Genomic DNA, 12228 nt, shown 5'->3' with positions numbered 1-12228 from the left:
CCCGGCCACGACCTGAGAGACCGTGACCGCCGGGCCAACGAGAGGAAAGCCTCCCGTGCCTGCCAACCTGCCCCAGTCCGGGCTTCGCTCCACCGGGAGCGTCCGCGCCACCCGTTCGGGCGCGTTCCGCCGCGGCGTGACCGTCCTGGCCGCCCTTCCCCTGCTCGCCCTCGCCGCCTGCGGTTACGGCTCCAAGTCCGACGACACCCCCTCCGCCCAGAAGGTCGCCGCCGGCGCGCAGAAGATCGACGGTCTCGACTCCGTCAAGATCGGCTACTTCGGCAACCTGACCCACGGGACGGCCCTGGTCGGTGTGAACAAGGGCTACTTCCAGAAGGCGCTCGGCGCGACCGAGGCCAAGTACCAGGTCTTCAACGCCGGCCCCTCCGAGATCGAGGCGCTCAACTCCGGCGCCATCGACATCGGCTGGATCGGCCCCTCCCCCGCGATCAACGGCTACACCAAGTCCAAGGGCAAGAACCTGCGCATCGTCGGCGGTTCGGCGTCGGGCGGCGTGAAGCTCGTGGTCAACCCGGAGAAGATCAAGTCCCTGAAGGACGTCAAGGGCAAGAAGATCGCGACTCCGCAGCTCGGCAACACCCAGGACGTGGCGTTCCTCAACTGGGTCGCGGAGCAGGGCTGGAAGGTCGACGCGGAGAGCGGCAAGGGTGACGTGTCGGTGGTGCGCACCGACAACAAGGTGACCCCGGACGCCTACAAGTCGGGTTCCGTGGACGGCGCGTGGGTGCCCGAGCCGACGGCGTCGAAGCTGGTCGCCGAGGGCGCGAAGGTGCTGCTGGACGAGTCCGACCTCTGGCCGGACAAGAAGTTCGTGATCACGAACATCATCGTGTCGCAGAAGTTCCTCAAGGAGCACCCGAAGGCCGTCGAGGCGGTGCTGAAGGCGTCGGTCGACGCCAACAAGTACATCAAGGCCGACCCGGAGGGGGCGAAGGCGGCGGCGAACGCGCAGCTGAAGGAGGAAACCGGCAAGGCGCTCCCGGCGAAGGTCCTGGACCCGGCGTGGAAGTCGATCCAGTTCACCAACGACCCGCTGGCCGCCACGCTCAACACCGAGGCGCAGCACGCGGTGAAGGCCGGTCTGCTGAAGAACCCGCTGCTGGACGGCATCTACGACCTGGCGCCGCTGAACAAGGTGCTGTCGGCCGCCGGTGAGAGCACCGTCGACGACGCCGGTCTCGGCGCGAAGTAACCCCGAAGTCGGATGAGTTCTCAGGAGGTGACGACCATGGCCACCACCCTCGCCAAGGCCGAGAGCGCCGAGTCGGTGGAGTACGCCGCGCGCATCGAGCACGTCTCGAAGTCCTTCGCCGGGCCCGCCGGGCAGCAGCTCGTCCTGGACGACATCACGGTCGATGTCGCGCCGGGAGAGTTCGTCACCCTCCTGGGGGCCTCCGGCTGCGGCAAGTCCACGCTGCTGAACCTGGTGGCGGGGCTGGACAAGCCGAGCTCCGGCCGCATCACGACGGACGGGCGTCCGGCGCTGATGTTCCAGGAGCACGCGCTGTTCCCGTGGCTGACCGCGGGCAAGAACATCGAACTCGCCCTGAAGCTGGGCGGAGTGGCGAAGAGCGAGCGCCGCGGCCGCGCCGAGGAGCTGCTCGAACTGGTGCGGCTGAAGGGCTCGTACGGCAAGCGGGTGCACGAGCTGTCCGGCGGTATGCGCCAGCGGGTGGCGCTGGCGCGGGCCCTCGCCCAGGAGAGCCGGCTGCTGCTGATGGACGAGCCGTTCGCGGCGCTCGACGCGATCACGCGGGACGTGCTGCACGACGAGCTGACCTGGATCTGGAAGGAGACGGGGGTGTCCGTCCTGTTCGTCACGCACAACGTGCGGGAGGCGGTGCGCCTCGCCCAGCGGGTGATCCTGCTGTCCTCCCGCCCGGGCCGCGTGGCGCGCGAGTGGACGGTCGGCATTCCGCAGCCGCGCCGCATCGAGGACGCGCCCGTGGCCGAACTGTCCCTGGAGATCACCGAAGTCCTGCGTGGGGAGATCCGCCGTCATGGCCAGCACTGAGACCACCGACCCGAAGGCCTCCGCCCGGGCCTCCGCCGAGGACGGCGCCGGGCTGCAGGGTCTGGAGGCAGGCCTCGACGCCCTGGAGAGCTCCTCGGCGGGCCGTACGCCGTTCCGCCAGACCTTCGTCAACAAGATCCTGCCGCCCGTCCTCGCGATCGCGGTGGTGCTGGTGGTCTGGCAGGCGCTGGTCTCGTTCGGGATCGTCGACGATCCGAGCAAGCTGCCCTCGCCGGCCGACGTGGGCGGCGAGTTCAAGGACGCCTGGATGGAGGGCAAGCTCCTCGGGTACATCTGGACCAGCGTCTCGCGCGGTCTGCTGGGCTTCCTGCTGGCGCTGGCCATCGGCACCCCGCTGGGTCTGCTGGTGGCCCGGGTGCGGTTCGTGCGCGCGGCCATCGGCCCGATCCTGTCCGGGCTGCAGTCGCTGCCGTCGGTGGCGTGGGTGCCGCCGGCGGTGATCTGGCTGGGCCTGGACAACGAGATGATGTACGCGGTGATCCTGCTGGGCGCCGTGCCCTCCATCGCCAACGGTCTCGTCTCCGGCATCGACCAGGTGCCGCCGCTGTTCCTGCGGGCGGGCCGGACGATGGGGGCGACGGGGCTGAAGGGGGCCCGCTACATCGTCATGCCGGCCGCGCTGCCGGGCTACCTGAGCGGTCTGAAGCAGGGCTGGGCGTTCTCGTGGCGGTCGCTGATGGCGGCGGAGATCATCGCCTCCTCCCCCGACCTGGGCATCGGTCTGGGCGCGCTGCTGGAGAACGGCCGCAACGCCAGCTCCATGTCCATGGTGTTCGAGGCGATCATCCTGATCCTGTTCGTCGGCATCGCGATCGACCTGCTGATCTTCAGTCCGCTGGAGCGGCGGGTGCTGCGCGGCCGCGGGCTGCTGGTGAAGGGCTGAAAGGCTGACTGCCATGTTCCACAAGCCGGTTCGTCCCGTCCTCGTCGTCATCGCGCACGGCAGCCGCGACCCTCGGCACGCGGCGACCGTCCACGCCCTGGTGCGGCGGGTGCGGTCGCTGCGGCCGGGCCTGCGGGTGGAGACCGGCTTCCTGGACTTCAACCTCCCCTCGGTGCAGGGGGTGTTGGAGTCCCTGGCGGCGGAGGGCGTGCGGGACGTGGTGGCGCTGCCGCTGCTGCTGACCCGCGCCTTCCACGCGAAGGCGGACATCCCGGCGGTCCTGCGGGAGGCGCCCTCGCGGCTGCGGATCCGCCAGGCGGACGTGCTGGGGCCGTCGCCGCTGCTGCTGTCCGCGCTGGAACGGCGGCTGTACGAGGCGGGGTTGACGCCCGCCGACAAGTCCTCGACCGGGGTCGTGCTGGCCTCGGCGGGGTCCTCCGACCCGGAGGCGATCGCGGTGATCGCCGACATCGCGCGGGAGTGGTGGCACACCGGTTGGTGCGCCGTGCGACCCGCGTTCGCCTCCGCATCCCTGCCCCGCACCGAGGACGCGGTGCGCGAGCTGCGCGCACTGGGCTGCTCCACGGTGGCGGTCGCCCCGTACGTCCTGGCCCCCGGCTTCCTCCCGGACCGCATCGCCCGCGGCGCGGCCGGAGCCGACGTGCTGGCGGACGTCCTCGGCCCGGCCCCCGAGGTCGCCCGTCTCCTCCTCGACCGCTACGACACGGCCCGCACGCCCCTGCCGGCGGCCGTGGGCGCCTGAGCCGCTCGCCCCTTCCGCCGGCGGGCCGGTTCACCGGCACAGGTCGTCGCCGAGCCGCGTGCGCGCGTACCGCACGGTCCTGCCGCTGCGGGTGCGGGTGAGGAGCCCGGCGTCGTGGAGGATCGCGAGGTGCTGGCTGACGGCGCCCGGGGTGACGTCCAGCCGGTGCGCGAGTTCCGTCGTGGAGGCCGGTTCGGCGAGCAGCAGGAGCAGACGGGCCCGGGGGCGGCCGAGGAGGCGCACGAGGGCCTGGCCGACGACCGGCGGCGGCTGTTCGGCGAGGGTGGCCCTGCCGCGCGCGGGATAGATCAGCAGCGGCGGGCGGGTCGGATCGATCAGGGGCTGGGCGCCGCGCGCGAAAAGGGTCGGCAGCAGCACCATGCCCCGGCCCGCGATGCTCATGCCGGCCCATGGCGCGGGCACCATGAAGTCCCTGGTGTCCAGCCGGAGATGGCTGTCCGCCCAGGTGAGCCGCGCGTCGAGGCCAGGCAGCATCTCGGCCGCGCCCCGCTCCGCGAGCACCCGCCCCCGGTGGGCGAGATCGGCTTCCAGGACGCTCTGCGCGCGGGGCCACCACTCGGCGGCCAGACAGGTGTGCCAGTAGGCGTCGAGCGCGTCCGCGAGCCGGGTGAGGAAGCGCTCGGGGCGGGCCAGCCCCCGGGCGACGACCGGGGGCAGCGCCTCCTCGCTCCGGTAGGCGGCCCGCAGGTCGGCGGCGACGACGCCGGGTTCGGTGAGGCGGACCCGGTCCAGTTCGTCGGCGAAGGCGGGCCGGGCGCGGTCGGGGCGCGGGGTGAGGAAGTCGGGGATCCACATCCACGGGGCGACCAGCGAGGTGAGCAGCTCACCGTCGAGGCCTTCGAGCCGCGGCCGGATCCGGCGCAGCCACGGCCGGTGATGCGGGAAGCGGGCGGGGTCGCTGAAGCAGCGCAGGGAGAACACCGCCTCCTGCAGCGGGGAGTAGGCGAACGAGGTGGTGGCGAGGTCGTCGACGGTGAACCGGAACTCGATCATTGAGCGCCACGCTAAATCAATGCCGCCGCCCGGGGTGCGACGGGTTGGCTGTCGGACATGACCATCACCCCGGCCAACTCGGCTCCCGACAGGGGCAGTTCCTCCGAACCCGTGGCAAAGGGGCCCGTCTCGCGGGCCGCCGGACTGCTGCCCGCCGATCCCGTGCTGCGCCGCGCCGCGCTGCTGACCCTCGTCAACTCCCTAGGCAACGGCCTCTACTTCCCCCTCGGCGTCCTGTACTTCACCCGGATCGTCGGCCTCGACGCGACCTCCGTCGGGCTCGGGATGACGTGCGCGGGACTCGTCGGTGTGGCGGCGGGGGTGCCGGCGGGACGGGCGGCGGACCGGTGGGGCGCACGGCGCGTGGCCGCGCTGCTGTGGGCGGGCACAGGGGTGGCCACGGCCGCGTACGTACTCGTGCACACCTACGTCGGTTTCCTCGTCGCGGTGGTCTGCGCGACCGGGCTGCAGATGGCGTCGCGCGGTGTGCAGGGCGCGCTGTACGCGGAGGTACTGCCGGTGGCGACCCGGGTGGAGTCGCGGGCGTACCTGCGGATGGTCACCAACGTGGCCATGGGGCTGGGCGGCCTGTTCGGGGCGGTCGCGTTGCAGGTCGACACCCGTGAGGCGTACACGACGGTCATCGCGCTGAACGCGGTGTCCTTCGCCGGGCCGGCGCTGCTGATCCCCGGTCTGCCCCTGGCCGCGCACGCCCTGGACCGTGCGGCCCTCGGCGACGACGCCCCGGCCGGGGACCGCTGGCGGGCGGTGCGCGATCTGCCCTATCTGACGGTGACCGTGCTGAACTCGGTGCTGGTCGTGCAGTACACGCTCGCCGAGGTGGGGCTGCCGCTGTGGATCGTCGAGCGGACCGACGCGCCGCGCTGGACGGCCGCCCTGCTGATGATCGTGAACTGCGCGCTGGTGGCCCTGCTCCAGGTGCCGGTCGCCCGCCGCTTCTCCCAAGTGCCCGGCGCGGTGCGGGCGATGGGCTGGTCCGGGCTGCTCCTCGCCGTGGCCTGCGCGGTGTACGCCCTGTCGGCGGGGCTCTCCCCCGTCTGGGCCGTCGTCGCCCTCACCGCCGGCGCCGTCGTCCACGTCCTCGCCGAGGTCCTGTCGGCGGCGGGCGGCTGGACCCTCGGCTACGCCCTCGCCGACGCCCGCGTCCACGGCGTGTACCAGGGGGTCTTCGGCGCGGGCATGTCGGCGGGGATGATGGCGGGCCCGGCCCTGGTCACGATCACCGCGATCGGTCACGGCTCAGCCGGCTGGGCGGCCCTGGGCCTGCTGTTCGCTGCGGCGGGCCTGGCCGTGGGACCGGCGGTGCGGTGGGCGGCGCGGGACGACTGGCGGGGCGAGGGCGGGTGAGGGTCTCTCACTCCCCCAGGCGGGGGTCGCGGCCGCTCGCCGCCAGCGCGCGCTCGAACGGCGGGGCGTCCGGCGGGCAGGGGACGGGGGTGGCGAAGCCGTCGTACCGGCGGTAGAGGTCGCCGTGGCGTTCGACCACGTCGAGGACGAGCCGGGCCGCGCCGTCGGAGACGTGGAACGCCTGGCCGGTGCTGACGGCGACGTCCCAGCCGTGGACGGCCGTCTCCTTGACGATCATCGCGGCGAGGTCCGCCGCGGGCAGCGTGCCGCCGCCGAGATCGACCTCGCCCTCCCAGACCGCCGGGTCGGCCCATGCGTCGACCGCGCGGTCGAGCCGGGCCGCGTACGCCTGCGCCCACAGCGGGTCGGCGGTGAAGTCGCGGGTGAGGAGCTCCTCGGGAAGCTGCTTGCGCAGGGCGCGGTGCTCCAGGCCGTGGGAGGTGTAGAGGACCCAGTGGTTGACCATGGCTCTGAGGTCCCAGTCGGCGCAGTGCGTGGGCTTGTCCAGGTCCGCCGCCGGGACGCCGCGGGCGACGCGGGCCGCCTCGGCGGCGCATTCGGACATGTACCGGTGTGTCTCGTCGTGCTTCATGCGCCTCACGCTAGGAGCGGACGCCGCCGGACTCTTGAACGAACGCGACGGCGTCGTCCGCCAGGCGGACCAGTTCGCGCACCGGCAGCGAGCCGGGCGCCCTGCGGTCGCGCGCGTGCTCGTTGGCGAGCCGTTGCAGCAGTTCGTTCAGCGGGGTCGGGACGCCGTGCAGCCGGCCCAGGAGGACGATCTCGCCGTTGAGGTGGTCGGCCTCGATGGTCCCCGCGCCCCGGCTGAGGGACTGCCAGGAGGAGCCGCCGGCGCGCGGGACGCCGTCCAGCTGGACCAGGGTGACCTTGTCGCCGCGGACCGCCCGCTGTTCCTCGGCGCTCGCGTACGCGATGCCGGCGGCCCGCAGCACGGCCTCCCCCTCGGCCCGGACCCTCCCGAGCAGCGCCGCCGCCTCCTCGCCGTCGACCGGGCCGCTCAGCGCGTCCAGTGCGTTGCCCAGGTTGGCCAGCAGCTTGGCGTACTGCCAGCGGGTCACGTCCGGCACGACCGGCGCCTCGAAGTGCGCCTTCTCCAGGTCCGCGGCGATCCGGCGGGCGGTGTCGTCGACGCCGTGCGGGTAGCGGCCGAGGTGCAGGATGCCGGTGAGGGGGGCGCCGGCGGCGCTGACCGCCCCGGGTTCGAGGTGGGTGCAGGGCAGCCAGACGCAGACGCCGTAGACGTGCCTGAAGCGGCGCAGGGCCAGACGCTGGCTCTCGACGCCGTTCTGCGCGCAGACCAGGTGCAGCCGCTCGGCGGCCGTGCCCCCGCCCTCGACGGGCGCCGCGCCCCACGCGCGCAGGGCCGCCTCGCTGTCCTGGGTCTTCACGGCGAGGACGAGGACGTCGTCGGCGCGCAGCGTGCCGAGCGCCTCGGGTCCGTCGACGACGGGCAGCCGGTACGTCAACTCGCCCTCGGGCACCCGCAGTCGCAGCCCGCCCTCGCTCAGCGCCGCCCGGTGCGCGCCCCGCGCGACCAGTACGACCTCGTGCCCGGCTCCCGCGAGCCGCCCGCCGACGGTTCCGCCGACCGCCCCTGCCCCGATGATGACGTAGCGCATGCGACGAGCCTCGCACACGCGTGTGCACGGCCGGTCAGCCGCCCGTCAACTTCACGAGTTCGACGACGGTGTTCCAGTTGCGGGTCGTCGCGACGAGCCCCTTGGTGAGGCCGGGCCGGGACAGCTGCTGGGCGAGCTTGGAGCGGCCGAGCCCTTCGGGCGCGTACAGGTACAGGGCGCGGTCGCCGAGGCGGAACTCCTCCGGCAGGAACGCCTCCTGGTCGATCCCGGCGAAGCGTTCCGGGGCGACGGGCGCGGAGAAGTAGGTGACGTGGAGCTGCCTGGCCTCCAGTGCGGTGGCCGGGAACGGGCAGGCCTCGGCGACCGCCTTCAGATAGGCGTGGTCGCGGACGATCACGTCGACCGCGAAGCCGAACCGCTCCTCGACGGCCCGCGCGAGTTGTGCGGCGAGGCCGTCCTCGTCGCCGTGGTCGCTGGAGAACACGGCCTGGCCGCTCTGGAGGTAGGTGCGCACGTCGTCATGGCCGAGCTCCTCCATGAGGGCGCGCAGGTCGGCCATCGGGACCTTCCGGGCGCCGCCCACGTTGATGCCGCGCAGCAGGGCGGCGTACGTCGTCGTCATGCGCACACCGTAGGCCTTCGCCACGGCCCGCCCCTGATGAGCGGCCCCGAGACGGTGGAACTAGATGTAAGGGCCTTCCTCCTCCCCAGCGGTGAGACGACGCGCTCCGAGGGGAGGACCCGGGCGGAGCGGAGGTCACCGGGCAGCACGACGATTCGGCTTTATCCGAGCCCTACCTTCGTGGTGAAAGGTGGTGGCAGGGGGCCGCCGCCGCGCCTCGAGGGGGAAAGCCCGTCATGGGGAAGAGCGGAGATTCGCGGGTGCGGGGCATCGCCGCGCGGGCCGGCGGCTGGAGCGCCCGGCACCGGTGGGCCGCCGTCGGGATCTGGGTGCTGTTCGTCGTCCTGTCCATGGGACTCGGGTCGGCGGCGGGCCGGGTCGACGTCAAGGAGAGCGACCAGCTGAAGGGCGAGACGCACACCGCCGCCAAGATCATCGAAGAGGCGGGGATCGAGGAGCCGGCGAGCGAGTCGGTCCTCGTGCAGGCCAGGGACGGCCGCCTGAAGGCCACGGACGCCGAGTTCCGGCAGGCCGTCGAGGCGGTCGTGAAGGCCGTCGAGGGCACCGGACAGGTCACCGACGTCACCTCTCCCTACGACACGCACACCATCTCCAAGGACGGCCACAGCGCGCTGGTGCAGTTCGACATGCGCGGTGACTCCGACACCGCCGGCGAGCGGGTGGAGCCGGTCCTCAAGGCCGTCGACGGCGTGCAGAAGGAGCACCGGTCGCTGCGGATCGAGGAGATCGGCGGCGCGAGCATGATGAAGACGTTCAGCGACGCGTTCGGGGACGACTTCCAGAAGGCCGAGTACTCTGCGGTTCCGGTGGCGTTCGGCATTCTGCTGATCGCCTTCGGCGCGCTCGTCGCGGCGCTGCTGCCGGTGCTGCTGGCGATCACCGCGATCATCGCGACGATGGGTCTGATGGGCCTGGCCAGCCATGTGGTGCCGATGAGTGACACCGCCAACTCCGTGATGCTGCTGGTGGGTCTGGCCGTCGGCGTCGACTACTGCCTGTTCTACCTGCGCCGGGAGCGTGAGGAGCGGGCGGCCGGCCGGGACGCGCAGACCGCGCTGCGGATCGCCGCGGCGACCAGCGGCCGGGCGATCGTCGTCTCCGGCGTCACGGTGTGCGTGGCGATGGCGGGCATGCTGTTCACCGGGCTCGCCGAGTTCGAGGCGATGGGCCTGGCCTCGCTGATGGTGGTGGCCGTGGCCATGGTCGGTTCGGTGACCGTGCTGCCGGCGCTGCTGTCGCTGCTGGGCGAGCGGGTCGAGAAGGGCAAGATCCCCTACCTGCACCCGGAGAGCCGGCTGCGCCGCAACCGGGGGCGGGGCAACGGCGAGAGCCGGTTCTGGACGGCCGTCCTGAAGGGCGTCCTGGCCAAGCCCGCGGTCTCCGTGGTCGTGGCGGCCGGCGCGCTGCTGGCCATCTCCGTGCCCGCGCTCGGCATGAAGACGCAACAGCTGACGCTGGACCAGGAGTTCGGCGACTCGCTGCCCATCGTGCAGACCTACAACCGCCTCAACGAGGCCTTCCCCGGCGGCTCCCAGCCGGCCGAGGTGGTCGTCCGGGCGAAGGACATCAACGCGCCCGAGGTGAAGTCGGCGCTCGCCGAGTTCCGTACGCGGGCGGTCAGTTCGGGCGCCTCGCGCGGCCCGGTCGAGATCAAGCTGCACGACCAGCAGAACGTCGCCTTCGTGTACGTCCCGCTGGTCGGCGGCTCCGACCTGGACAAGGCGGGCGCGAGCCTGGACAAGCTGCGCGACGAGGTGCGGCCGGCCACGCTCGGCAAGGTGGACGGCCTCGACGCGCCGATCACCGGGCAGGTCGCCGGGTCCGAGGACTTCAACGACCAGTTGGGCGGGGCCGTCGTCCCGGTCTTCGCGTTCGTCGTGGTCTTCGCCTTCGCGCTGATGCTGCTGTCGTTCCGCTCGCTGACGATCGCGATCACGTCGATCGTGCTGAACCTGCTGTCGGTGGGCGCCGCGTACGGCATCCTCGTGGCCGTCTTCCAGCACGGCTGGGGCGCGTCGCTGGTCGGCGCGGAGGGCGTGGGCGCCATCATCACCTGGCTGCCGCTGTTCCTGTTCGTGATCCTGTTCGGCCTGTCGATGGACTACCACGTCTTCGTGGTCTCCCGGATCCGTGAGGCACGGCTGCGGGGGCGGACCACGAAGGACGCGATCGCCCACGGCGTGGTCACCACGGCGGGCGTCGTGACCAGCGCCGCCGTCATCATGGTCGCCGTGTTCTCGATCTTCGGGACGCTGTCGATGCAGTCCATGAAGCAGATGGGCGTGGGCCTCGCGGCCGCGGTGCTGATCGACGCGACGGTCATCCGGGGCGTGCTGCTCCCGGCGGTCATGGCGCTGCTCGGCGAGCGCAACTGGTACCTGCCGAAGTGGCTGCACCGGCTGCCCGACCTCACGCACGACGAGTCGCCGGAGGCGATCGCGCCGGTGACGCGGGACGACGAGGGCGAGCCCGTCAAGGTCTGAGCGGATGTGACTGCTTGACGGCCCGTCAGGGCTCAGCGCGCCGAGGGCCCGCCGGTCTCCAGGGAGGCCGGCGGGCCCTCGGTCGTGCCGGGTTCGAGCGCGGCTCGGCTCGTCTCACGGCCGGTCGGGCCGGCTCATGACCGGTTTCGGGGCAGCTCGGCCTCGATCAGGTCGGCGGCGCGGAGCGTGCCGCCCTCGGCCGCCGTCTCCGCCTGCAGTTCCTTCAGCCGGCGGGCGACCTCGGGGTCGTCGACCAGGGCCAGGGCGGCGTCACGCAGACTCTCGGCGGTGGCCTCCTCCGTCGGGACGTGCCGGGCCACGCCGAGCGCCTGGAGCATGTCCGCGTTCCCGAACTGGTCCACGGCCTGCGGTACGGCGATCATCGGGGTGGCCGTGGCCAGCCCCTCCTGGCTGCCGCCCGCGCCGGCGTGGGTGACGAACAGGTCGGCCTGCTTCAGGATCGCCAACTGCGGCACCCAGGAGTGGAGTTCGACGTTGTCCGGCAGCTCCCCGAGTTCGGCCGGGTCGACGTGCCGGCCGATCTGGAGTACGAGGTGCCAGCCGGGCAGTGCGGCGAACGCCTCGACGCAGGCGCGGTAGAAGTCCGGCTGCTTGGTGAAGGCGGAGCCGAGCGAGACGAGCACGACCTTCCGCGCGCCGGCGGGCCGCGTCCAGGCGCCCTCGGCGGCACGGTCGCCCTGGCAGGCGCCGACGAACGTGTGCACGCTCTCGTCGACCCGGTCGGCGTTCGGCTGGAGCGCCTTCGGGATGACCACCAGCGATCGGTCGGGCCGTCCGACGAAGGCGTCGGGGTGCCGGGTGATGCCGTTCTCCTCCAGCCACGCCTCGAACCGGGCGTAGTAGGCCTGCCCTCGCTCGGTCTTCCTCGGTTCCGCCCACATCGGCTCGGCGACCTCCTGCTCGTAGCCGTCCCAGGCGACGAGGTTGGGCGAGAGGGAGATCGCGGGGACGCCCCAGCGGTGGGCCAGGACGCGCGCCGGATAGGAGGTGATGTCGTGCAGGACGAGGTCGGGTTCGTCCCCGTCGTAGGCCTCGGCCAGCTGGGGCAGCGCCTGGATCGCGTCGTCGAGGAAGCGCTCGACGTGGTCGAGGAGGGTGGTGCCCCAGGCCGACGGGTCCGCGTCGGGGCCGGGCAGCGTGGAGTGCCAGGGGACGACCTCGGCGCCGGTCCCGGCGACCTTGTCGGCGAGGGCGGGCGGGATGGCGTAGGTGACCCGGTGGCCGCGCGCGACGAGTTCACGGATCACCTCGAGGCTGGGGTTCACATGCCCGTGGGCGGCGACGGAGAACATGGCGATGTGCGCGGGAGTGGTCATGCCGGAACCCTAGACGAGACGAGACGTCTCGTACAACCGAGTTTACGGGCATGCAATTGTCGCTAGCACTGCTAGACAAT

General features: G+C 72.5%; 11 protein-coding genes. 6 read left to right on the top strand and 5 right to left on the bottom strand.

Features of this window, described 5'->3' with window-relative positions:
• The first annotated feature begins 55 nt into the window (after window positions 1–55).
• Genes ACFYXA_RS01410 through ACFYXA_RS01395 form a run of 4 tightly spaced genes read left to right on the top strand, consistent with a single transcriptional unit; the run spans window position 56 to window position 3702 of the window.
• The gene (locus ACFYXA_RS01410) at window positions 56–1213 is read left to right on the top strand and encodes an aliphatic sulfonate ABC transporter substrate-binding protein (RefSeq protein WP_389027305.1); all 1158 of its coding nucleotides are present in this window, start codon (window positions 56–58) and stop codon (window positions 1211–1213) included.
• Between the two features lie 12 nt (window positions 1214–1225).
• The gene (locus ACFYXA_RS01405; protein WP_389027303.1) at window positions 1226–2035 is read left to right on the top strand and encodes an ABC transporter ATP-binding protein; all 810 of its coding nucleotides are present in this window, start codon (window positions 1226–1228) and stop codon (window positions 2033–2035) included.
• Window positions 2022–2939: an ABC transporter permease gene (locus ACFYXA_RS01400; protein ID WP_352247283.1), complete on the top strand. Its 918-nt coding sequence runs from the start codon at window positions 2022–2024 to the stop codon at window positions 2937–2939. The genes ACFYXA_RS01405 and ACFYXA_RS01400 overlap by 14 nt, the downstream gene beginning before the upstream one ends.
• A gap of 13 nt (window positions 2940–2952) precedes the next feature.
• On the top strand, window positions 2953–3702 hold the full coding sequence (locus ACFYXA_RS01395; RefSeq protein ID WP_389027300.1) for a sirohydrochlorin chelatase: 750 nt from the start codon (window positions 2953–2955) through the stop codon (window positions 3700–3702).
• Between the two features lie 30 nt (window positions 3703–3732).
• Here the strand turns inward: ACFYXA_RS01395 and ACFYXA_RS01390 are convergent, their stop codons facing one another.
• The gene (locus ACFYXA_RS01390) at window positions 3733–4716 is read right to left on the bottom strand and encodes an ArsR family transcriptional regulator (protein ID WP_389027297.1); all 984 of its coding nucleotides are present in this window, start codon (window positions 4714–4716) and stop codon (window positions 3733–3735) included.
• Between the two features lie 57 nt (window positions 4717–4773).
• On the opposite strand from ACFYXA_RS01390, the gene ACFYXA_RS01385 reads away from it, so the two are divergent.
• A complete protein-coding gene (locus ACFYXA_RS01385) occupies window positions 4774–6084 on the top strand; it encodes an MFS transporter (protein WP_389027295.1) in 1311 nt (436 codons plus the stop codon).
• A 7-nt stretch (window positions 6085–6091) separates the two neighbouring features.
• Here the strand turns inward: ACFYXA_RS01385 and ACFYXA_RS01380 are convergent, their stop codons facing one another.
• From ACFYXA_RS01380 to ACFYXA_RS01370, 3 genes are read right to left on the bottom strand one after another with little or no spacing between them, the layout of a single operon-like run.
• Window positions 6092–6676, bottom strand: a complete 585-nt coding sequence (locus ACFYXA_RS01380) for a TIGR03086 family metal-binding protein (protein WP_389027293.1) — start codon at window positions 6674–6676, stop codon at window positions 6092–6094.
• Window positions 6677–6686: 10 nt separating this feature from the next.
• Window positions 6687–7724, bottom strand: a complete 1038-nt coding sequence (locus tag ACFYXA_RS01375) for a ketopantoate reductase family protein (protein ID WP_389027291.1) — start codon at window positions 7722–7724, stop codon at window positions 6687–6689.
• Window positions 7725–7758: 34 nt separating this feature from the next.
• Entirely contained in the window at window positions 7759–8307 is a 549-nt protein-coding gene (locus tag ACFYXA_RS01370) for a DUF1697 domain-containing protein (protein WP_389027289.1), read from the bottom strand.
• A 236-nt stretch (window positions 8308–8543) separates the two neighbouring features.
• On the opposite strand from ACFYXA_RS01370, the gene ACFYXA_RS01365 reads away from it, so the two are divergent.
• A complete protein-coding gene (locus ACFYXA_RS01365) occupies window positions 8544–10811 on the top strand; it encodes an MMPL family transporter (RefSeq protein WP_352247290.1) in 2268 nt (755 codons plus the stop codon).
• A gap of 134 nt (window positions 10812–10945) precedes the next feature.
• Here ACFYXA_RS01365 and mgt read toward each other — a convergent pair whose 3' ends face one another.
• Complete coding sequence (mgt, locus tag ACFYXA_RS01360) at window positions 10946–12148, bottom strand: macrolide-inactivating glycosyltransferase (RefSeq protein WP_389027287.1); 1203 nt, start codon at window positions 12146–12148, stop codon at window positions 10946–10948.
• Window positions 12149–12228: the final 80 nt, after the last annotated feature.

This window comes from Streptomyces sp. NPDC002566 (assembly GCF_042889585.1).
GTDB lineage: Bacteria > Actinomycetota > Actinomycetes > Streptomycetales > Streptomycetaceae > Streptomyces.
The sequence above is the reverse complement of the archived record's forward strand: the minus strand, read 5'-3'. Positions and strand labels throughout refer to the sequence as shown.

Bases quoted from the DNA above. Each gene is read 5' to 3' on its own strand.
- ACFYXA_RS01405 (WP_389027303.1), top strand. From the start codon at position 1,226: ATGAGTTCTCAGGAGGTGACGACCATGGCCACCACCCTCGCCAAGGCC.
- ACFYXA_RS01400 (WP_352247283.1), top strand. From the start codon at position 2,022: ATGGCCAGCACTGAGACCACCGACCCGAAGGCCTCCGCCCGGGCCTCC.
- ACFYXA_RS01395 (WP_389027300.1), top strand. From the start codon at position 2,953: ATGTTCCACAAGCCGGTTCGTCCCGTCCTCGTCGTCATCGCGCACGGC.
- ACFYXA_RS01390 (WP_389027297.1), bottom strand. From the start codon at position 4,716: ATGATCGAGTTCCGGTTCACCGTCGACGACCTCGCCACCACCTCGTTC.
- ACFYXA_RS01385 (WP_389027295.1), top strand. From the start codon at position 4,774: ATGACCATCACCCCGGCCAACTCGGCTCCCGACAGGGGCAGTTCCTCC.
- ACFYXA_RS01380 (WP_389027293.1), bottom strand. From the start codon at position 6,676: ATGAAGCACGACGAGACACACCGGTACATGTCCGAATGCGCCGCCGAG.
- ACFYXA_RS01375 (WP_389027291.1), bottom strand. From the start codon at position 7,724: ATGCGCTACGTCATCATCGGGGCAGGGGCGGTCGGCGGAACCGTCGGC.
- ACFYXA_RS01370 (WP_389027289.1), bottom strand. From the start codon at position 8,307: ATGACGACGACGTACGCCGCCCTGCTGCGCGGCATCAACGTGGGCGGC.
- ACFYXA_RS01365 (WP_352247290.1), top strand. From the start codon at position 8,544: ATGGGGAAGAGCGGAGATTCGCGGGTGCGGGGCATCGCCGCGCGGGCC.
- mgt (WP_389027287.1), bottom strand. From the start codon at position 12,148: ATGACCACTCCCGCGCACATCGCCATGTTCTCCGTCGCCGCCCACGGG.